This is a genomic window from Streptomyces sp. M2CJ-2 (genome assembly GCF_016757295.1).
In the GTDB taxonomy this organism is placed as follows: Bacteria; Actinomycetota; Actinomycetes; order Streptomycetales; family Streptomycetaceae; genus Streptomyces.
On the sequence record NZ_JAESIF010000093.1, the window covers coordinates 1 to 19,053 of the forward strand.

Consider the following 19,053-nt stretch of genomic DNA (forward strand, 5'->3'; position numbering starts at 1 on the left):
AACTCGTTCCTGGCCGGCGCCTCGGTGCCCATCGGCCCCGGCCCGCGCGTCGCCGACGTCCGCGCCGCCGCCGTCAAGGCGCCCCCGCCGGAGGCCGCCCTCGCCGCCTCCTGGTCCAAGCCCCGCCCCGGCGTCAACGGCGCCGACCCCGCCGTCCCCGCGACCGTGGCGCCGCCCGTGCCGCCCCTGCCGCCGGAGCAGCCGAGCGGCTGGCGGCCGTGGCGTTTCCGGATGTCCAACGACGTCTGGGGCACCCCGTCCGTCGCCGACGACCTCGTCTACGTCACCTCCTTCGAGGTGCACGCCCTCGACGTGGCCACCGGCCGCCGCCGGTTCAAGACCCGGGACGTCGCCTGGTCGATGGCGGTCGCTGACGGCCGTATCCACGCATCCGACGGCCCCACCCTGTTCGCCCTGGACGCCCGTGAGGGCGGCGATCTGTGGCGGCTGTCCACGGACGCCTGGGTGTACTCCCTCCAGGCCGACCACGGCACCGTCGTCACCGGCACCCGGGGCGGCGGCGTCCAGGCGTGGGAGGCGTCCACCGGTCAGAAGCTGTGGGAGGCCACCGGCTGCCAGACCGACTTCGAGACCCCGGAGGCCGGCCCCGCCGTCCACGACGGGACGGTCTACGTCTGGCAGGACGCCCGCCTGCGCGCCCTGGACGCCCGCACGGGCGACGAGCGCTGGTCGTACCCCATCGGCGACGTGGCCTCCTGCGGCGGCGTCCCGGTCCGCCTCACCCACGCCTCCGACGGGCACGTGTACGTCTCCGCGGGCACCCGCGTCCTCGCCCTGGACGTCGTCGGCGGGCACGTCCGCTGGCACTTCGAGGCGCCCGCGGTCTTCCTCTCGCAGCCCACCTTCGTCTCCGGTCCGGCGGTCACCGGCGGAGGCGTCTACCTCGCCGACTACCTCGGCACGGTCTACGCCCTCGACGCCACCGACGGCCGTGACCGCTGGCGCATCGCCACCGAGGCCCGCGCCTCGATCGAACCGGTCCTGGTCGCCGCGGGCCACGTCCACGTCGGCAGCGGCAAGGGCCTCTACACACTGGACGCCGTCACCGGCACGCCCAAGTGGCGCTTCCAGGCCGGCGGCGACATCGTGGGCGCCCCCGCGGTCGCCGAGGGCCGCATCCACTTCGGCTCCACGGACCACCTGCTCTACACGCTGAAGGCCGACGACGGCCGCCTGAGATGGAAACTGGCGACCGGTGGCGAGATCACCGGCTCCCCGGTCGTCCGGGACGGCGTCGTCTACGCGTGCAGCAAGGACCGCTGCGTCTACGCCCTGGACGCGGAGAAGGGGACGGGCACGGCACGTACGACGTGACGGTCGACAGGTGGTGACGTGCTCGTGACAGAGGCTGGCTAGCCTGCCGGGCATGCAGTCACGGGGGAACACTCTCAAGCTCACAGCGGTGGCGGCGCTGGTCGTCCTCACCCTCACCGGCTTCTCGACCGGCCGCGGTCACAGCCGCGGTGGCGGGGACGGCGGTGGCGGGTGCAGCAGCTCGTCGCAGAACCACGACTCGTCGCCGAAGTCCGGCGGCGGAAGCCACCGCGACCACGACGACGATGACGATGACGATGACGACGGTTACTACGACAACGGCACCGACACAGGCGACAGCAGCACCGGCGGGAGCAGCGGGGGCTCGTCCTCGTCCCTGCGGGACGCGACCGTGGAACTGCTGAGCTGCGCCTCGAAGAAAGCCCCGTACGCGACCGTCCGGGTCACCAACCCCAACACCGTCGACGGCGTCTTCAGCGTCATCGTCGACTTCGAGGACAGGGCCGGGCGCGCGGTCGCCTCCTCGGCGCAGCAGGTCGCCGTGGCCGCCGACGGTACGGCGACCGCGCGGGTGAAGGTCGGCGGCGACCGCAAACGCGCCGCCCGGGTTTCCGCCTGCGACCCCGACCTGTACGCCCCGGCCACCCGCTGACCCGCTCGGCCCCGGCCCCGCGCACGTCCCGGGGCCGGCGGACGAGGCGTGCGCACACGGCTGGGCCGCGACGGCTCCCCCTCCGCGCCGTCGCGGCCCAGCTGTCTCCCCGTGCGGGTGCGGTCTACCGGGTCGGCTTGAACGGCTCCGACGTGGCGTGGATGTCCTTGGTCTCCAGGGGCTCGTCCGTGGCGTGGATGTCGCCCTGGGTGGTCGCGCCGCCGGCCTCTGCCTCAGGGGCCTTGGGGTCCGCGCTCTTCGGGTCGAGCGGCTCCGAGGTGGCGTGGATGTCCTGCGGCTTGACGACCTGCTCGTCACTCATGATTCTTCGGTCTCCCCTGTGTGGTGTTCGTCGTCATGAGGCCCGCCCGGGCATTCCCCCGAGGACGACCGGACGGGCCTTTCAGCCGCTCGACCCTGGTGGGCCGGTACAGCGGCCTTCGGTGACGATTCGTCTGCCCCCCGACGCGACGGATCGACTGACTCCACGATGGCGCCCGGCGATAAACGAATGATGAACGCCGGCGTCAAGAAGCCATGTCCGAGCCCCGGAGCAGGAGCTGCGCCACGGCCGTCCCGGCCACCACGACCGCCGCCCGGAACGGCCACCGGCTCCGGTCCGCCGACGGTACCGCCGTGCCCGCGACCGCGACGATCCCGCCCGCCGCCCCCAGCGCCCACCCCGGCCTCCCCACCGCCCCGGGCGGCCCCGCGACGACCACCAGCACGGCCGCCGACATCACGCACGGAGCCAGCCACCGGCAGACCGGGCGGCCCAGCCGTTGCGGCAGTCCGCGTACGCCGGTCGCCAGGTCGTCCTCGATGTCCGGAAGCACGTTCACCAGGTGCGCCCCCACACCCAGCAGCGCCCCTGCCGCCACCGCCCACCACGCGGGCCGGGACGGCGACGGCAGACCGAGAACGACGAAGGCCGGCAGCGAGCCGAAGCCCACGGCGTAGGGCAGCGGCGAGAGCACCGTGTGCTTCCACCGCAGGTTGTAGGCCCAGCCCGCGGCCACGCCCGTGAGGTGCACCGCACCCGCCACGAGGCCGCTCAGCAGCGACAACGGTACGCACAGCGCCAGGGCCGTCCCCGCGGCGGCGGCCGCCACCTGCGGCGGGAGCGTGCCGGTGGCGACCGGTTTGTCACCCCGTCCGCAGTCCGTGTCGCGCCGCGCGTCGACGGCGTCGTTGCACCAGCCCACCGAGAGCTGACCGGCCAGCACCGCCGCACCCACCGCCGCCGATCCCGACGGCCCGCGGCCCGCCGCCACGGCCAGAGCGGTCACGAACACCGTCACGGCGACCGTCGGCTCCGGATGGCAGGAACGCAGCAACACCGGGACCCGGCGCGTCGAGCGTCGGAGGGCCCCGGACGGGTGGAGAGACACGTACGCAAGGTAATCAGGCAGCCGACGCGGGGGAGGCATGACCGACATGCGTGTCCCCCTGATCGCCGACCATGTCTCCTCCCCGACTTCCTCGACCTCCCCGCCCGCCGTCCCGCGCCGGACGACCGCGACGAGCGCGACGACCGAGCCGTCCGCGGCGACCGCGACCTCTGCGATCGCCGCCGTCCACACCGCGCTGCCGCCGCACCGGTACGCCCAGGCCGACCTGACCGAGCCGATCGGCGACCTGTGCCTGCTCCCGGGCGCGGACCGCGCCGTACTGCGCCGTCTGCACGCGTCCGCGGGCGTACACACCCGGCACCTCGCCCTGCCGATCGAGCGGTACGCCGGTCTGAGGGACTTCGGGCTGCGCAACGACGCCTGGCTGGCGGTCGGCCTCGAACTGGGTGAGGAAGCCCTCACCGGCGCGCTGAGGAAGGCGGGGCTCGCACCGGCCGACGTCGACCTGCTGGTGTGCGCCTCCATCACCGGCGTCGCCGCCCCCTCGCTCGACGCCCGGCTGGCGGGGCGCGTGGGGCTGCGGCCCGACGTCAAGCGACTTCCGGTCTTCGGCCTGGGCTGTGTGGCGGGCGCCGCCGGCCTCGCGAGGGTGCACGACCACCTGCGCGGTCACCCCGACGACACCGCGGTGCTGCTCACCGTCGAACTGTGCTCGCTGACGCTCCAGCACCGTGACGACCGCCGCGCCAACCTGGTCGCCGGCGCCCTGTTCGGCGACGGCGCGGCGGCACTCGTCGCACGCGGCGCGGGCAGCGCCGACGGGAGGGGGAGCGACGGCGGGAGGAACAACGGTGGACCGGACACGGCCGGCCCCGCCCCCTCGGTCGTCGCCACACGCAGCCACCTCTACCCGGACACCGCACCACTCCTCGGGTGGGACATCGGAGCCGGCGGCTTCCGCGTGGTGATCGACGCCGGGGTGCCCGGCGTCGTCCGCGACCACCTCGGCCGGCACGTGCGCGCCTTCCTCGCGGAACACGGCCTCACCACCGACGACATCGGAACCTGGGTGTGCCATCCGGGAGGCCCCAAGGTCCTCTCCGCCGTCACCGACGCCCTCGGCCTGCCCGGCGACGCCCTGGAGTCCGCGCGGCGCTCCCTCGCGACGGCGGGGAACATGTCCTCGGTCTCGGTCCTGCACATCCTGCAGAGCACCCTGGAGGCCCGCCGCCCCGACCCCGGCACCTGGGGCCTGCTCCTGGCGATGGGCCCGGGCTTCTGCTCCGAACTCGTCCTGCTGCGCTGGTGAGCGCCCCCGTGCAGTGGTGGTACGTACTCCTGGTCCTCGCCGTCGCCGCCGAGCGCGTCGCCGAACTCGTCGTCGCCCGGCGCAACGCGGCCTGGACCCTCGCCCGCGCCGGTGTGGAGCACGGCCGCGGCCACTACCCCGTCATGGTCGCCCTGCACACGGGCCTGCTCGCGTGCTGCCTGCTCGAACCCGTGCTCGTCGCCGGCCGGCCGTTCCTGCCCGCTCTCGGCCTGCCCATGCTGGCGCTCGCCGTACTGGCCCAGGCCCTGCGCTGGTGGTGCGTCACCACCCTCGGCCCTTACTGGAACACCCGCGTCATCGTCGTCCCCGGAGCACGCCTGGTCGGGGAGGGCCCCTACCGTCTCCTGCGCCACCCCAACTACGTCGCGGTCGTCGTGGAGATCGTCGCGCTGCCCCTGGTGCACTCCGCATGGCTGACCGCGACGGCGTTCACCCTCGCCAACGCGCTGCTGCTCACGGTCCGGATCCGCTGCGAGAACACGGCCCTCACTCAGGCGGTCCCCGCGTGAACGGCCTCCACGACCTGCTGATCGTCGGGGGCGGACCCGCCGGCCTCGCCACCGCCCTGCACGCCGCGCGCGCCGGACTCGACGCCGTCGTCGCCGAGCCCCGCCGGGCCCCGGTCGACAAGGCGTGCGGCGAGGGCCTGATGCCCGGTGCCGTCCGCGCGCTCACCGCCCTCGGCCTGGACGTCCCCGGCCACCCCATCACCGGCATCCGTTACGTCCAGGGCCCCCGCCGGGTCCAGGCCGCCTTCCGGCGCGGCCCCGGCCTCGGCGCCCGCCGCACCGGCCTGCACGACGCCCTGCACCGGGCGGTCCTGGACGCGGGAGTGCCCGTACTGCCCCTGAGGGTGGGGGAAGTACGGCAGGACACCACGGGCGTGACCGTCCCCGGCACCGGCCTGCGCGCCCGCTGGCTGATCGCCGCCGACGGCCTGCACTCGCCCGTCCGCCGCTCCCTCGACCTGGACGTGCGCACCACGGGGACCCCCCGTTACGGCCTGCGCCGCCACTACGCGGTGCCCCCCTGGTCCCCCTACGTCGAAGTCCACTGGGGGCCCCACGCGGAGGCCTACGTCACCCCGCTCGGCCCCGCCCTCGTGGGCGTCGCCCTCCTGACCGCCCGGCGGGCCCCCTTCACCACCCACCTGAGGACGTTCCCCGAACTCGCCGCCCGTCTCCCCGCGCAGGCGGCCGTCACCGCGGTGCGCGGCGCCGGCCCGCTGCGCCAGCGAGCCCGCACCCGGGTCCACGGCCGGGTCCTGCTGGTCGGCGACGCCGCCGGCTACATCGACGCGCTGACCGGTGAGGGCGTCACCCACGCCCTCACCGGCGCCGAGGCCCTGGTCGCCAACGTACGCCGGGGCACCCCGGGCCACTACGAGACCGACTGGAGACGAGCCACCCGCCGCCACCGCCTCCTGACCGACCTCCTGGTCAGAGCCCGCCAACACCCCGCCCTGGCCCCTCGCATCACCCCCGCGGCCACCCGCCTGCCCCACCTCTTCGCCGCAGCGGTGAACGCCCTGGCGTGAGCCCGGCCGTCTCCCTGCGCGCGCCGCGCGCCCCGACGGCGGCCCGCGCCACGCGGCGCCGCCACCCGCGGCCGACGAACGCTCAGGCGGCCTCGACGGGAGTCAGCAGCGCGCGTACCGCCGTGGCCTCCGGTGAGCCCAGCGCCTCGTAGATGCGCACGGCCTCCTCCCAGCAGACACGGGCGCGGCCCGTGTGGCCGACGCCGGTGAGGGCGTGCCCCAGCACCGTCAGGACGTTGCCGCGCCGCCACTGCCCGCCGATGCCGCGCAGCACCGTCAGCGCCATCTCCGCGTTCGCCGCGGCCGGGGCGTAGCGCTGCCCCGCGATGTCGACCTCCGCCAGGCGGAACAGGGTCATGCCCTCCCACAGCCGTTGCCGGCTGTCCCGGAAGACCTCCAGCGCCTCGAGGAGCCGGTCGGCCGCGTCGACGAGGCGGTGGCTCTGGGTGAGGGCCATGCCCAGCGCGTACCGGCCGTTCGCACCGCGCATGGAGTTGCCCATGGCGTCGTAGATCTCCATGCCCTGCTGCGCGAGTGCCACGGCGCTGTCCGTGCTGCCGGTGGCCAGCCGGATCCGCGAGAGGTTGCAGAGCGCGCTGGCCTCACCGGGGCGGTCGCCCAGCGTCCGGAAGTGCGTGAGGGCGTGGGAGAGGTGCTCCTCGCCGGCCGCGGTACGGCCCTGGTAGAGCGCGATCACGCCGCGGGCGTTGTGCGCCCAGCACACGGGCAGCAGGTCGTCGGCCCGCCGTGCGAGGCGGACGACCTGCTCGGCCTCCTCGTCGGCCAGGTCGAACCGGCCGCCGTCGAGGTGCGCGTGCGCCAGGGTCATCAGCGCCCGGGCCTCCACCTGCGCGACGCCGACCTTCCGGGCCGCCTCCAGCAGGGTCCGCGCCGTGAACTCGTACTCCTTGGAGTTGGCCCCCGACTCCGACAGGTCGAGCGCCGCCCACAGCAGGTCGATGCTCCGGCGCAGGGTGTCCGGCCGGTCGGCGCACTGCCGGGCGAAGGACAGCAGGCAGTTCGCCTCCGTGTAGAGCCAGTCCCGCGCCGGCCCCCGGTCGGGGAAACGCAGCCCGGGATGGTCGGTGGCGGCCAGATGGTCCACCAGCCGGTCCCCGGGCCGCTCGATCGCGTACACGCCCGCCGCCGTCGCCAGATAGAAGTCCAGGAGGCGGGACAGGGCGGCGGTGCGCTCGCCCGGGGGGTGCTCGTCGCGTTCGGCGCACGCACGCGCGTAGAGGCGGACCAGGTCGTGCAGCCGGTAACGGCCGTGTGCCGCGGACTCCAGCAGGGAGGTGTCCACCAGGGACTCCAGGAGGTCCTCCGTGTCGTCCGCCGGGAGGTCGAGGACCGCCGCCGCTGCCGCCAGGGAGATGTCCGGGCCGTCGGCCAGGCCGAGGAGGCGGAAGGCGCGGGCCTGGGCCGGCTCCAGCTGGCCGTAACCGAGTTCGAAGGTGGCCTTCACGGCGAGGTCGCCGGCCTGCAGCTCGTCCAGGCGGCGGCGTTCGTCGGCGAGCTTGGCCGCCAGCACCGAGACGGTCCAGGTGCGGCGCGCCGCCAGCCGGGAGGCCGCTATCCGGATGGCCAGCGGGAGGAAACCGCAGGCCGCCACGACGTCCAGCGCCGCCTCGCGCTCCGACGCCACCCGCTCCTCGCCGACGATCTTCGTGAACAGGGCCAGCGCCTCGTCCGGGGACATCACGTCCAGGTCGACCAGGTGGGCGCCGGCCAGGTCCACCATCCGCACCCGGGACGTCACCAGGGCCGCGCAGCCCTCCGTGCCCGGCAGGAGGGGGCGCACCTGGGCGGCGTCCCGCGCGTTGTCCAGCAGCACCAGCACTCTGCGGCCGTCCAGGACGGACCGGTACAGCGCCGCCCGTTCCTCGAGCGAGTCGGGGACGGCGGAGTCGGCGGTGCCGAGGGCGCGCAGGAAGGTACCGAGCACCGCATCGGGCTCGGCCGCCCGCTGCCCCGCGCCCTGCAGGTCGACGTACAGCTGGCCGTCGGGGAAGCCGGCCCGCGCCTGGTGGGCGACGTGCACCGCGAGGGTCGTCTTGCCGACGCCGCCTATCCCGGCCAGCGCGGACACCGCCATCACCCGGCCCTCGGCCGAGGCGAGGATCGCGCCGAGTTCGCGTACGAAGGACGCGCGACCGGTGAAGTCCGGCACGGTGGCCGGAAGTTGTGCGGGACGGACCGGAGCGGCGGCGGGCTCGGGCGGCGCGGGGGAGGAGGGCTCCGCCAGGTGGGGGTCCGCCTGGAGGATGCGCTGCTGGAGTTCCCGCAGGCCGGGCCGCGGGTCCACGCCCAGCTCGTCGGCGAGCAGCCGCCGCGTGTCCGCGTACACCGCCAGCGCCTCGGCCTGGCGTCCGCTGCGGTACAGCGCCAGCATCAGCAGCTCGCGCAGGCGTTCGCGCAGCGGGTGGGCCGCCGTGAGCGCCGTCAACTCCGAGACGGCCTCCGCGTGGCAGCCCTGCTCCAGGTCCATGTCCAGCCGGGTCTCGACGAGTTGCAGGCGCCACTCCTCCAGCCGCACCCGCTGGGCCTGGGCGTACGGGCCCGGTACGCCCGCCAGCGTCTCGCCGTCCCAGAGCGCGAGGGCACGGTCCAGCAGCCCGCGGGCCGTGCACAGGTCCCCGGCGTGCTTCGCCCGCTCCGCCTCGGCGGCCAGCCGCTGCGCCACCTCGGCGTCCAGCGCGCCCTCGCCCGGCCCGCGCACCGCGTATCCCCCGGACTCGCTGACCAGGACCCCGGGGTCCAGCACCTTCCGCAGCCGGGACGCGTACGTGCGCAGCGCCGCCAGCGCCTGCGAGGGCGGCTCCTCGCCCCACAGGGCGTCGATCAGCTCGGCCGCCGTGGCCGTACGGCCCCCGCGGAGCAACAGCGCGGCGAGCAGGGCGCGTTGCTGAGGGCTGCCGGTGCTGACGGGCTCGCCGCCGCGCCAGGCGCGCACCGGTCCGAGCACACTGAAGCGCAGCACCGGCGGCCCGGGCGGTGCCGTCGGCGAACCGGGACGTCCCTGCTCCGGCACTCGCGGTGCACCCTCCATGGAGTCCCCCTACGGATCCTGAACAACCACGCCAGTCTGCCTTGTCCGTGGCGAATGCGTCAGCCGTGCGAGACGGCGATCACACGGCGGCGCGCACGGGTCCACAAGGTCCCCACATCTTCTGCGTGCACGTGCGCGTGGATGTCGCCGGAACCGTTCCCGGCTCTCGTGGTTGACGCCCCGTCAGGTGGGTGAGGGGTGGTGTCGTCCGCCTCGGTCGTCCAGGTCGACCCGTACCGTCAGCAGTCCCGCCCCCACCGCCCGTACCGCCGCGCTGTTCATGCGCGGCAGGGCGCGCAGCCGGGCGACCGGGTCGTCCTCGGGCAGCGGGTGGGCGGTGCCGGTGTGCCAGCGGCCCCGGACGCGGACCCGCACCCGGGGGTCCGCGCGGATGTTGCGCACGTACTGGGACCGCTCGCCGAACTCCGACACCAGCCAGAACGAGTCCCCGACCCGCCGCCCGCCCACCGGAGTGCGCCGGGGCAGGCCGGAGACGCGGCCCGTGGTCTCCAGGAGGGTCTGCAGGGGGGAGCGGCGCATGAGGGGGTTGACGATCCGGTGCTGGAGGGCGGAGACGGCCCGGTACTTGCGTTCGGCGTGACGGCTCATGGTGCGGCGAGCCTACCGGCGACCCAGGAAGATCGGGTTGGTCAACGCGGCCGGGACGCCCGGCAGCGGGCCGGCCGCTGTCTCGTGCCGCAGCTCGGCGCGGACGTAGGCGGCGTACGACGGGGTGGTCCGCCACTCGACGACACCCGAGCCGGACACCGGCAGCGGGGCACCGGTGTGCAGGACGCCCTGGTCGGTGACGAGGCGGACCGTGCAGCGCGGGGCGCCGCGGGCCTCCAGGCGGACGGTGACCGGCGTGTCCCGGTCCACGGCCAACCGCTCCCCGATACCGGCGTGTTCGCCCCGCCCGCCGGAGGCCGTGAAGGCGACGGAGACGCGTGCGGACTCGGCGACGTACGAGCGGCCCGCGCGGATGCCCTCCTGGACGGCCCGGCGGGACAACTCGTCGGCGAGGACGACGGTCTGCGGGTGGCCGACGACGTCCGGATCCCGGTGGGCGTCGCTGTTGCCCATCGCCGGGATCCAGCCCCGGCCGCCCCGCCCGTCGGGGGAGAGCCGCCCGCCCCGCACCGAGGCGACGAGCATGCCGTCCCAGTCGGCCAGGGCCACCTCGTCGTCGGGCGTCCAGGGGCCGTTCCACACCTCCACGGCGTCCGCCTCGCCGAAGCCGAACTTCCAGTTGCAGCCGACGCAGGTGGCGTGCGGGTGCGCCGGCACGACCAGGCCCCCGGCGCCGCGGACCCGGCGGGCGAACCGGCCGAACCGGTTGTCGCGGGCCCGGTAGCGCCAGTCGACGAAGGTGCCGGGGTCCGTGCCGAGCGCGACGACGTGCCCGTTGCGGGTGGTGACCTCCTCGCCCAGCAGCACCAGCAGGTCGTCCCCGGCGGCATCCGCCCAATGAGCGTGCGCGGAATGGGTGTTGTGCTCCGAACTGTTGATGAAGTCCAGCCCCGCCGCCCGCGCGAGCGCCGCGATCTCGGCCGGGGTGCGACGACCGTCGGAGTGCCAGGAGTGCAGATGGCAGTCGCCCCGGTACCAGGCCCGCCCGCGCCCCTTCGCCCGCTCGGGCGGATACACCGGCCGGACCGTCTCCCCGGGCTCCCCGTAGGTCAGCGTGACGGTGATCTCGTACGACAGTCCCTGCGGGGCCACGGTGTACGGGCCCAGCGCGATGTGCCAGGTGCCCTCCCGCACCGGGCCGGGCAGATAGCCGGGGGTGGCGTCGTCCGCGCGCAGGAAGAACTCCGTCCGGGCCCCGCCCGACCAGCCCCGGAAGCCCTCGCCGCCCAGCTCGGTGCCGCGCTCGTCGAAGATCCCGACGTCGAGGGCGTTGCCCGCGGTCCCGGCCGGGACGGACGGTCTGTCGTAGGTGTGGGCGACCCTGATCTCCCGTACGCCCTCCGGCACTTCGACGGGGACGTAGACGAAGTCGGGGGCGCCCGGCGGGAGGGTGCCGCGCACCGTCCTCGTCTCCTGTTCGCCGCGGCCGGCCGCGGAAGCGAAGCTCACGCTCCCCAACGTAAGCGCGGCGGCGGCTCCCGTCAGGAAGACGGCACGCCGGCCGATCCCGCTCCGGTGCTCCTCGCACATGCTGCTGCTCCCAGGGTGTCGTGGGATGACGGGGCGGATGACAGGGCACGGGGTGCAGGGGTGGTGCGGTACCGCACTGATATCGAGCGGTGAACTGCCGTGCAAGGGAAGGGAATCAGCGGATTCAGCGACGGAGACCGCTCGTCGTCGGATCCCCTGTCGCGGGCCCCTGTCGCGGGCCCTCCCGCCCCGCCGCGTCCGCCCCGGTGTTCCGACCGGTCGGTATGGACACGAGGTCCGGGCCCGGGTATTGATGGGTCCGTCGTCCGCGTACGAAAGGGCCGCTCATGCGCATCGCCGTCACGATCTTCCTCACCGACGAGACGATCACCCCGACCCGGATCGCCCGTGAGCTGGAGCAGCGCGGCTTCGCCGGGCTGTATCTGCCCGAGCACACGCACATCCCCGTCGAGCGGACCAGCCCCTACCCGGCGGGCGGCGACCTGCCCCGGGAGTACAGCCGCACCCTGGACCCCTACGTCGCGCTCGCGCAGGCCGCGGCCGTCACCGAGCGGCTCGGCGTCGGCACCGGCATCACGCTCGCCGCGCAGCACGACCCGATCGACCTGGCCAAGCAGATCGCGACCCTCGACCACCTCTCCGGCGGCCGGTTCACCCTCGGGCTCGGCTTCGGCTGGAACGTCGAGGAAGCCGCCGACCACGGGGTGGAATGGCGTACGCGACGGGAGCTGGTCCGGGACCGGATGGGCCTGATGCGGTCGCTGTGGACGGAGGAACCGACCGCGTACAACGGGAAGTTCAACAGCGTCCGGGCCAGCTTCGCGCACCCCAAGCCGGTGCAGAAGCCGCGCGGTCCCGTCGTCGGTCCGCGCACACTGGTCGGCGGTATGGCCGGGCCGAAGCTGTTCGCGCACATCTGCGAGTACGCCGACGGCTGGATGCCGATCGGCGGGCGCGGCCTGTCCGAGGCGGTGCCCCGGCTGCGCACCGCCTGGGCCGACGCCGGCCGCGACCCCGGCGCCCTCCAGGTCGTCCCGTACGCCGTCCAGCCCAGTGAGGGCAAGCTCGCCCGCTTCGCCGAGCTCGGCATCGAGGAGGTCGTGGTGCAACTGCCGCCGGAGGGCGAGGCGGGAGTGCTGCGGGCCCTGGACGCCTACCAGCCGTTCGTCGACGGCACGTGACGGTCCCCGTGACGGCCGGTGGGCAGCGGGCCGGGAGGAGGGCCCCGGCCCCCCCTTTGCCCTGATCACCCCGAACGTATGCTCAAGGAATGACGACATCCGCGACCTCCGGAACCGGCCCGACCGAGAGCTCCCTGCGTCGCGCCCTCAAGCGGGCCCGTGACGGCGTCTCCCTCGACGTGTCCGAGGCGGCCGTCCTGCTCCAGGCGCGCGGCGAGCAGCTGGAGGACCTGTGCGCCTCGGCCGCCCGGGTGAGGGACGCGGGCCTTCGGGCGGCGGGCCGGCCCGGGGTCATCACGTACTCCAAGAGTGTCTTCGTCCCGCTGACCCGGCTGTGCCGGGACACGTGCCACTACTGCACCTTCGTCACCGTGCCCGGCAAGCTGCGCCGGGCCGGGCACGGGATGTTCATGTCGCCGGACGAGGTCCTGGACATCGCCCGCAAGGGCGCCGCCCTCGGCTGCAAGGAAGCCCTCATCACCCTCGGCGACAAGCCCGAGGACCGCTGGCCCGAGGCGCGCGAGTGGCTCGACGCGCACGGCTACGACGACACGATCGCCTACGTCCGCGCGATCTCCATCCGCATCCTGGAGGAGACCGGACTCCTCCCGCACCTCAACCCGGGCGTGCTGACCTGGACCGACTTCCAGCGGCTCAAGCCCGTCGCGCCCTCGATGGGCATGATGCTGGAGACCACCGCGACCCGTCTGTGGTCCGAGCCCGGCGGCCCGCACCACGGCTCCCCGGACAAGGAACCGGCCGTGCGGCTGCGGGTCCTGGAGGACGCGGGCCGCTCCTCCGTCCCCTTCACCTCGGGCGTCCTCATCGGCATCGGCGAGACGTACGAGGAGCGCGCCGAGTCCCTGTTCGCCCTGCGGAAGGTCTCCCGCGCCCACCACGGCATCCAGGAGGTGATCGTCCAGAACTTCCGCGCCAAGCCGGACACCGCGATGCGCGGCATGCCGGACGCGGAACTCGACGCGCTGGTCGCCACGGTGGCTGTGGCCCGGCACGTCCTCGGCCCGTCCGCCTGCCTCCAGGCCCCGCCCAACCTCGTCGACTCCGAGTACGGACGGCTGATCGCGGCCGGCATCGACGACTGGGGCGGCGTCTCCCCGCTCACCATCGACCACGTCAACCCCGAACGCCCCTGGCCGCGGATCGAGGAACTGGCCGAGAAGTCCCGGGCGGCCGGCTTCGAGATGCGCGAACGCCTCTGCGTCTACCCGGAGTTCGTCACCCGAGGCGAACCCTGGCTGGACCCGCGGCTGCGCCCGCACGTGGCGGCGCTCGCCGACCCCGCCACCGGCCTCGCCCTCCCGGACGCCGTGGTCGAGGGCCGCCCCTGGCAGGAGCCCGACGAGGTGTTCACGGCCAGTGGCCGCACCGACCTGCACCGCACCATCGACACCGAGGGCCGCACCGCCGACCGCCGCGACGACTTCGACGAGGTCTACGGCGACTGGGGTGCCCTGCGCGAGGCCGCCGTCCCCGGCATGGCGCCCGAGCGCATCGACACCGACGTGCGCCAGGCCCTGGCGAGGGCGGCCGACGACCCGACGAGGCTGACCGACGACGAGGCCCTCGCCCTGCTGCACGCGGACGGCCCGGCGCTGGACGCCCTGTGCCGGATCGCGGACGACGTCCGCAGAACGGCGGTCGGCGACGACGTCACCTACATCGTCACCCGCAACATCAACTTCACCAACGTCTGTTACACCGGCTGCCGTTTCTGCGCCTTCGCCCAGCGCCGCACCGACGCCGACGCGTACACGCTCTCCCTCCAGCAGGTGGCCGACCGCGCCCAGCAGGCCTGGGACGTGGGCGCGGTGGAGGTCTGCATGCAGGGCGGCATCCACCCCGACCTGCCGGGCACCGCGTACTTCGACATCGCGCGGGCGGTCAAGGAACGCGTCCCCGGCATGCATGTGCACGCCTTCTCCCCGATGGAGGTGGTCAACGGCGCCACCCGCACCGGCCTGTCCGTCCGTGAGTGGCTCACCGCGGCCAAGGAGGCAGGCCTGGACTCCATCCCCGGCACGGCCGCCGAGATCCTCGACGACGAGGTCCGCTGGATCCTGACCAAGGGCAAGCTGCCGGCGGCCACCTGGATCGAGGTCGTCGAGACGGCCCACGAGCTGGGCGTCCGCTCCTCCTCGACGATGATGTACGGCCACGTCGACCAGCCCCGCCACTGGCTCGGGCACCTGCGCACCCTGGCCGGCATCCAGCAACGCACCGGCGGCTTCACCGAGTTCGTCACGCTCCCCTTCATCCACACCAACGCCCCGGTCTACCTGGCCGGCATCGCCCGCCCCGGCCCCACCACCCGGGACAACCGCGCGGTCACCGCGATGGCCCGCCTCCTGCTGCACCCGCACATCCCCAACATCCAGACCAGCTGGGTCAAACTGGGCGCGGAGGGCGCGGCGGACATGCTCCGCTCCGGCGCCAACGACCTCGGCGGCACCCTGATGGAGGAGACCATCTCCCGCATGGCGGGCTCCTCCTACGGCTCCTACAAGTCCGTCAAGGACCTGATCGCGGTCGCGGAGGCGGCGGGCCGCCCGGCGAAGCCGCGGACCACCCTGTACGGCGAGGTCCCGGCCGAACGGCAGCAGGCGGCCCAGGCCTCCGACGGCCACCTGCCGGCCCTCCTGCCGGTCCTGGACTGAGACCGGAGCGGACCGGCACGGAGCCGGGCCGGGCCGGGCGAGGGCCGGGCCGGGCGAGGGCGGCCCGCCCCGCTGCCCCGCCCCGGTCGCAGTACGATGATCGGGCCCCGGAGCTGAGGGGGTTCTCGTAGCTGAGGAGATGCGTACCGGTGCCTGCCCGTCTTCCTTCGTGGGCCTGGGTGACCGGGCTGACCACGGGGGCGATAGCCGCGGTGGCGGTCCTGGCCGTCCAGGCGGACCAGGGGCCGAAGCCCACCGCGTCCACGAGCCGCCCGAGCGCGTCGGCGACGGCGGACGCGAAACCGTCCGCCGCACCGAAGGAGAAGGAGACCGGGGCGGAGGCGGAGGCGGAGTCGCAGGCGGTCCCGGCCGACTCGGGCACCGGCCGCCGGATCGTCTACTCCCTCGACGACCAGCAGGTGTGGCTGGTGGACGCCAGCGACGCCCCCCGCCGCTCCTTCGAGGTCTGGCCGGGCACGGTCTCCCCCGACCCCGGCACGTACACGATCGGCACCCGCACCGAGGCCACGACCGGCAGCGACGGCGTCGCCGTCGAGCACATCGTCTACTTCGCCGCCAAGTCGGGCGTCTCCATCGCCTTCTCCAACGCCGTCGACGGCTCCTCACCCCCGCCGCCCGACGGCCGGACGACCGGCGGCATCCGCGTGGGCAAGGCGGACGGCAAGGCCCTGTGGGCCTTCGGCACCCCGGGCACCACGGTCCGGGTCGTCGAGTGACCGTGTGAGCTCAGACCTTCTCGGCCACCACGCGTGGATGCCCGGCAGTGCTCAGGGGAGGGCTCCCGTCCCGAAGCCCTCCCCGGTGAGCCGGGCGCGCTTGGCCGCCACCGCCTCCGGGGCCGCGGGCCCGTGGGCCTCCTCGAAGGCGGAAACCAGGTCGTCCAGCCGATCCCGCTCGATCTGCCGCTGAGCCGCCGACTCCAGATGCGCCGAGTCGCTCCTCCCGGCGCCACTGCTGGGAAGGTGATCGGTGATGTCGTCGCCACGCTCGGGGCTCACGGCGCGGTCACCTCGCCGTGGTCCTCGTCCGGCAGTCGGCGGGTGAGCTGTGCGGTGAGTTCGGGGTCGGCGAGGATGCGGGCCGTTGCACGCCATTCGACGACGACTCGGTGAAGATCGGCACGCGGGCCCGGCCGGGGCGTGCCGTCCACGGCGTCGAGCAGTTCGGCCACGAACTGCTTCCGCTCGTCCACCGACAGATGACGGGCCCAGGGAAAAGCTGTGTGGAGCGTGCGCGGAACGGCCGCACGCGGACGCGGCGCGACTCGATCAGATGCCATCGCGACGCCGCGAGGCGAAACCGACGAACTCCGCCCAGGAGCCACCCGTGACGGTGAGCCGGGCACGGGCCCGGTTCTTCGAGTCACGCACATGGACGGTGACACCGGCGTCAACACCCCCCGCGAACACGGGGGATATGGCGACCTCTATGCAGTCGGGCTCGTCGTTGCCGCTGTAGCTGCTCTTGAACCACTTCAGAGTGGAGGTCATGTCTGTTCTCCCCATACCTTCTTGATGAACGTCCGTGATTCCCGGGGCGAGAGAGCCTGTGCCCGGATCATTCCATAGCGCATTTCCAGGACTTGAACGTCGCGGGGATCACTGATGACCCGGCTGTGCATCTGTCCTGCCGAGTACCCCAGTGACTTGCCGTCCCGCAGCTTCAGTACCCGGAAGGACCCGTTCAGGCCCGCGTGCTCCTCTCGGTCGGTAGGCATCACCTGGATCTCGACGTGCCGCAACTCGCTGATCTCCAGCAGGTGTTCGAGCTGTTGTCGAAGTACCATCCTGCCCCCGATCGGCCGGTGCAGGGTCACCTCCTCCTGGACGAATGTGATCGTGGTCCGGGGTACGCGGTCGAAGGCGACCTTCCGCGCCATGCGTGCGGCGACGTGGCGTTCGATCTCGTCCTCGGTGTATGCGGGCTGCCGCATGGTGTAGAGAGCCTGCGCGTACTCCGCCGTCTGCAACAGCCCGTGGATGTGGTCGTGGGCGTAGGCCCCCATCTCGACGGCCTCGTCCTCCAGCTTGGCCAGGTCCCGTACCTTCTTCGGGTACCTGGCCTTCTCCACGTCCTCCTTCATCGCCGAGAGCTTGCCGTCCGCGCCGAGGGCCTCGTCGGACTTGTCGAGGAAGTCGGGTTGGGGAATCCTCCGTACGCGTTCCACGCAGGAGACCATTTCCTCGCTGTACCCGATGGCGGCACCGAGTTCGGTCTGTGTCAGCCCGGCAGCCTCGCGCCACATCTTGATCTGCCGTGCGACCGTCCTGAGTACGGCCGCGGATTCCTCGTCCTCCACCACGTCGTCTCCTCACGTATGCGACTACTCGTTCCTGGTGACGTAGTTCGCCACTGGGAGAGTAGGGACAGTTGCTGACGGGAGGGGTATGGATGGTCAATAGTGATCAGATCATGGTGTTTCGGCCAGTGTGTTCATGTCCCTCCGCGCACCGAACCGGTCACTCCCGTTCGTTACAGTGCTGGCGTCGCACGTACGCACGGTGGCCTGGGAGGTCTGGGTGGACGCGACGGCCGGGCCCGTGTGGGGGCGGCGCGAGCAGCAGGACTTCCGCAGCCGGGTGCGCGGAACGCTGCTCGGGGTCGCCCTCGGGGACGCCCTGGGTGCGCCCGTGGACGGGATGGGCACCGACGCGATCCGGAAGGCGCACGGCGCCGCGGGGATCACCGGTCCCGCCCCCGCCGACGACCGGCGCGGGGCCGTCACGCACCTCACCCAGATGACCCTGTTCTCCGTGGACGGGCTGATCCGCGCGCAGGTACGGCGCGACACCGGTGCCTGGCATCCGCCGACCGACCTGCACCGGGCGTATCTGCGCTGGGCGACCACGCAACGGGACTGGGGGCCGGACGAGCGCCGGGCGGAGGACGGCTGGCTCGCGCGGGAGGAGTGGCTCTACGCCCGCCGGGCCCCGGCCCGCGCGTTGCTGCTGGGGCTCGGGGACGGGGCCATGGGGACGCCCGAGTCGCCCAAGAACCCCGGTGAGGCGGGGCCCGAGGCGGCGGCCCGCTCGGCGCCCTTCGGGCTGCTCGTCGGCTGGGAGCCGCAGCTCGTCGCCCAGCTCGCCGTGGAGTGCGCGGCACAGACCCACGGGCACCCGACCGCCTACCTCGCGGCCGGCGCGTACGCGGTGATCGTGCACGGGCTGGCCCGGGGCGAGAGCCTGGACGCGGCGGTGCAGCGGGCGCTCGCGCTGCTGGCCGCCCGGCCGGGGCACCAGCCGGTGTCGGACGCCCTGCAGCAGGCCTTGGGCGCCGTGCGGCAGGGGATGCCCACCCCGGAGCGGGTCACCCAGCTCGCCGGGCCGGGCACGGCGGAAGGCCTCCTCGCCGCCGCCGTGTACTGCGCCCTGGTGGGGGAGGACGTACGGCACGGACTGTGCCTGGCCGTCAACCAGGACGGGCCGAGCGCGGTGGCCGGCGCGCTGACCGGCGGGCTGCTGGGCGCCCTGCACGGCGAGACGGCCCTCCCGCCGGCCTGGCTGGCCGAACTGGAGGGCCGTCCCACGATCCTGGAACTCGCCGACGACTTCGCCATGGAGATGACCCAGGGCCCCGCCCTGCACAGCCCCGCCGGCTCGTCCCCGGCCTGGCTGGCGAGATACCCCCGGGCATAGCAGGGGGCCGGCCCTGCGGGCGCACTGCGTCCGGCGGCTGGACCACCCCCGCGGCTCGCAGCATCCCGCTGCCCTTGATCACGAGGATCACGGGGATCACGGGGATCACGGGGGAACTTCACCCCGCCGGTCACACCCCGGACGAGACCTCGGTCTTCTCCGGGGTCCCCCCGGCCGCCGCGATCGCCTTGTTGCGGCGCACGG

At 73.9% G+C, this 19,053-nt stretch carries 18 protein-coding genes; 9 read left to right on the forward strand and 9 right to left on the reverse strand.

Annotated features, from left to right (window positions below; genetic code table 11):
- A partial coding sequence (locus tag JL475_RS34785) for a PQQ-binding-like beta-propeller repeat protein (protein ID WP_237409132.1) occupies positions 1–1,335 on the forward strand: 1,335 nt, incomplete at its 5' end.
- 52 nt (positions 1,336–1,387) lie between these two features.
- Positions 1,388–1,948 (forward strand): hypothetical protein, encoded by a 561-nt coding sequence (locus tag JL475_RS34790; RefSeq protein ID WP_202282206.1) that lies wholly within the window; start codon positions 1,388–1,390, stop codon positions 1,946–1,948.
- A 124-nt stretch (positions 1,949–2,072) separates the two neighbouring features.
- Here JL475_RS34790 and JL475_RS34795 read toward each other — a convergent pair whose 3' ends face one another.
- On the reverse strand, positions 2,073–2,270 hold the full coding sequence (locus JL475_RS34795; RefSeq protein ID WP_202282207.1) for a hypothetical protein: 198 nt from the start codon (positions 2,268–2,270) through the stop codon (positions 2,073–2,075).
- Between the two features lie 205 nt (positions 2,271–2,475).
- Positions 2,476–3,339: a UbiA family prenyltransferase gene (locus JL475_RS34800; protein ID WP_307825257.1), complete on the reverse strand. Its 864-nt coding sequence runs from the start codon at positions 3,337–3,339 to the stop codon at positions 2,476–2,478.
- A gap of 37 nt (positions 3,340–3,376) precedes the next feature.
- Between JL475_RS34800 and JL475_RS34805 the strand changes: the two genes are divergently transcribed.
- From JL475_RS34805 to JL475_RS34815, 3 genes are read left to right on the forward strand one after another with little or no spacing between them, the layout of a single operon-like run.
- Positions 3,377–4,609: a type III polyketide synthase gene (locus JL475_RS34805; protein ID WP_237409135.1), complete on the forward strand. Its 1,233-nt coding sequence runs from the start codon at positions 3,377–3,379 to the stop codon at positions 4,607–4,609.
- On the forward strand, positions 4,606–5,139 hold the full coding sequence (locus JL475_RS34810; RefSeq protein ID WP_307825258.1) for an isoprenylcysteine carboxylmethyltransferase family protein: 534 nt from the start codon (positions 4,606–4,608) through the stop codon (positions 5,137–5,139). The genes JL475_RS34805 and JL475_RS34810 overlap by 4 nt, the downstream gene beginning before the upstream one ends.
- Positions 5,136–6,167, forward strand: a complete 1,032-nt coding sequence (locus JL475_RS34815; RefSeq protein ID WP_202282208.1) for an NAD(P)/FAD-dependent oxidoreductase — start codon at positions 5,136–5,138, stop codon at positions 6,165–6,167. The genes JL475_RS34810 and JL475_RS34815 overlap by 4 nt, the downstream gene beginning before the upstream one ends.
- A gap of 82 nt (positions 6,168–6,249) precedes the next feature.
- On the opposite strand, the gene JL475_RS34820 is transcribed toward JL475_RS34815, so the two are convergent.
- From JL475_RS34820 to JL475_RS34830, 3 genes are all read right to left on the reverse strand, one after another.
- Positions 6,250–9,216: a BTAD domain-containing putative transcriptional regulator gene (locus JL475_RS34820; protein ID WP_202282209.1), complete on the reverse strand. Its 2,967-nt coding sequence runs from the start codon at positions 9,214–9,216 to the stop codon at positions 6,250–6,252.
- 183 nt (positions 9,217–9,399) lie between these two features.
- Positions 9,400–9,825, reverse strand: a complete 426-nt coding sequence (locus JL475_RS34825; RefSeq protein WP_202282210.1) for a nitroreductase/quinone reductase family protein — start codon at positions 9,823–9,825, stop codon at positions 9,400–9,402.
- A 12-nt stretch (positions 9,826–9,837) separates the two neighbouring features.
- A complete protein-coding gene (locus JL475_RS34830; protein WP_202282211.1) occupies positions 9,838–11,376 on the reverse strand; it encodes a CehA/McbA family metallohydrolase in 1,539 nt (512 codons plus the stop codon).
- 287 nt (positions 11,377–11,663) lie between these two features.
- On the opposite strand from JL475_RS34830, the gene JL475_RS34835 reads away from it, so the two are divergent.
- From JL475_RS34835 to JL475_RS34845, 3 genes are all read left to right on the forward strand, one after another.
- Positions 11,664–12,518 (forward strand): LLM class F420-dependent oxidoreductase, encoded by an 855-nt coding sequence (locus tag JL475_RS34835; RefSeq protein WP_202282212.1) that lies wholly within the window; start codon positions 11,664–11,666, stop codon positions 12,516–12,518.
- Positions 12,519–12,607: 89 nt separating this feature from the next.
- Positions 12,608–15,193, forward strand: a complete 2,586-nt coding sequence (locus JL475_RS34840) for a bifunctional FO biosynthesis protein CofGH (RefSeq protein ID WP_202282213.1) — start codon at positions 12,608–12,610, stop codon at positions 15,191–15,193.
- Between the two features lie 149 nt (positions 15,194–15,342).
- Positions 15,343–15,930, forward strand: a complete 588-nt coding sequence (locus JL475_RS34845; protein WP_202282214.1) for a L,D-transpeptidase — start codon at positions 15,343–15,345, stop codon at positions 15,928–15,930.
- Between the two features lie 51 nt (positions 15,931–15,981).
- Here the strand turns inward: JL475_RS34845 and JL475_RS34850 are convergent, their stop codons facing one another.
- From JL475_RS34850 to JL475_RS34865, 4 genes are all read right to left on the reverse strand, one after another.
- Positions 15,982–16,188 (reverse strand): hypothetical protein, encoded by a 207-nt coding sequence (locus JL475_RS34850; RefSeq protein WP_307825259.1) that lies wholly within the window; start codon positions 16,186–16,188, stop codon positions 15,982–15,984.
- Between the two features lie 20 nt (positions 16,189–16,208).
- Positions 16,209–16,406 carry a hypothetical protein gene (locus JL475_RS34855; protein ID WP_202282215.1) on the reverse strand — a complete coding sequence of 66 codons (198 nt, stop codon included), beginning with the start codon at positions 16,404–16,406 and terminating at the stop codon, positions 16,209–16,211.
- A 76-nt stretch (positions 16,407–16,482) separates the two neighbouring features.
- Positions 16,483–16,704, reverse strand: coding sequence for a DUF397 domain-containing protein (locus JL475_RS34860; protein ID WP_202282216.1), 222 nt, complete (start codon positions 16,702–16,704; stop codon positions 16,483–16,485).
- On the reverse strand, positions 16,701–17,513 hold the full coding sequence (locus JL475_RS34865; protein ID WP_202282221.1) for a helix-turn-helix transcriptional regulator: 813 nt from the start codon (positions 17,511–17,513) through the stop codon (positions 16,701–16,703). Before JL475_RS34865 ends, JL475_RS34860 begins: the two co-directional genes overlap by 4 nt.
- Positions 17,514–17,733: 220 nt before the next feature.
- On the opposite strand from JL475_RS34865, the gene JL475_RS34870 reads away from it, so the two are divergent.
- Entirely contained in the window at positions 17,734–18,849 is a 1,116-nt protein-coding gene (locus tag JL475_RS34870; RefSeq protein WP_202282222.1) for an ADP-ribosylglycohydrolase family protein, read from the forward strand.
- Positions 18,850–19,053: the final 204 nt, after the last annotated feature.

What these genes read in the sequence shown, in the direction of transcription:
- JL475_RS34795 (WP_202282207.1), bottom strand. Translation starts at nt 2,270, where the DNA reads ATGAGTGACGAGCAGGTCGTCAAGCCGCAGGACATCCACGCCACCTCG.
- JL475_RS34820 (WP_202282209.1), bottom strand. Translation starts at nt 9,216, where the DNA reads ATGGAGGGTGCACCGCGAGTGCCGGAGCAGGGACGTCCCGGTTCGCCG.
- JL475_RS34825 (WP_202282210.1), bottom strand. Translation starts at nt 9,825, where the DNA reads ATGAGCCGTCACGCCGAACGCAAGTACCGGGCCGTCTCCGCCCTCCAG.
- JL475_RS34805 (WP_237409135.1), top strand. Translation starts at nt 3,377, where the DNA reads ATGACCGACATGCGTGTCCCCCTGATCGCCGACCATGTCTCCTCCCCG.
- JL475_RS34835 (WP_202282212.1), top strand. Translation starts at nt 11,664, where the DNA reads ATGCGCATCGCCGTCACGATCTTCCTCACCGACGAGACGATCACCCCG.
- JL475_RS34830 (WP_202282211.1), bottom strand. Translation starts at nt 11,376, where the DNA reads ATGTGCGAGGAGCACCGGAGCGGGATCGGCCGGCGTGCCGTCTTCCTG.
- JL475_RS34840 (WP_202282213.1), top strand. Translation starts at nt 12,608, where the DNA reads ATGACGACATCCGCGACCTCCGGAACCGGCCCGACCGAGAGCTCCCTG.
- JL475_RS34790 (WP_202282206.1), top strand. Translation starts at nt 1,388, where the DNA reads ATGCAGTCACGGGGGAACACTCTCAAGCTCACAGCGGTGGCGGCGCTG.
- JL475_RS34860 (WP_202282216.1), bottom strand. Translation starts at nt 16,704, where the DNA reads ATGACCTCCACTCTGAAGTGGTTCAAGAGCAGCTACAGCGGCAACGAC.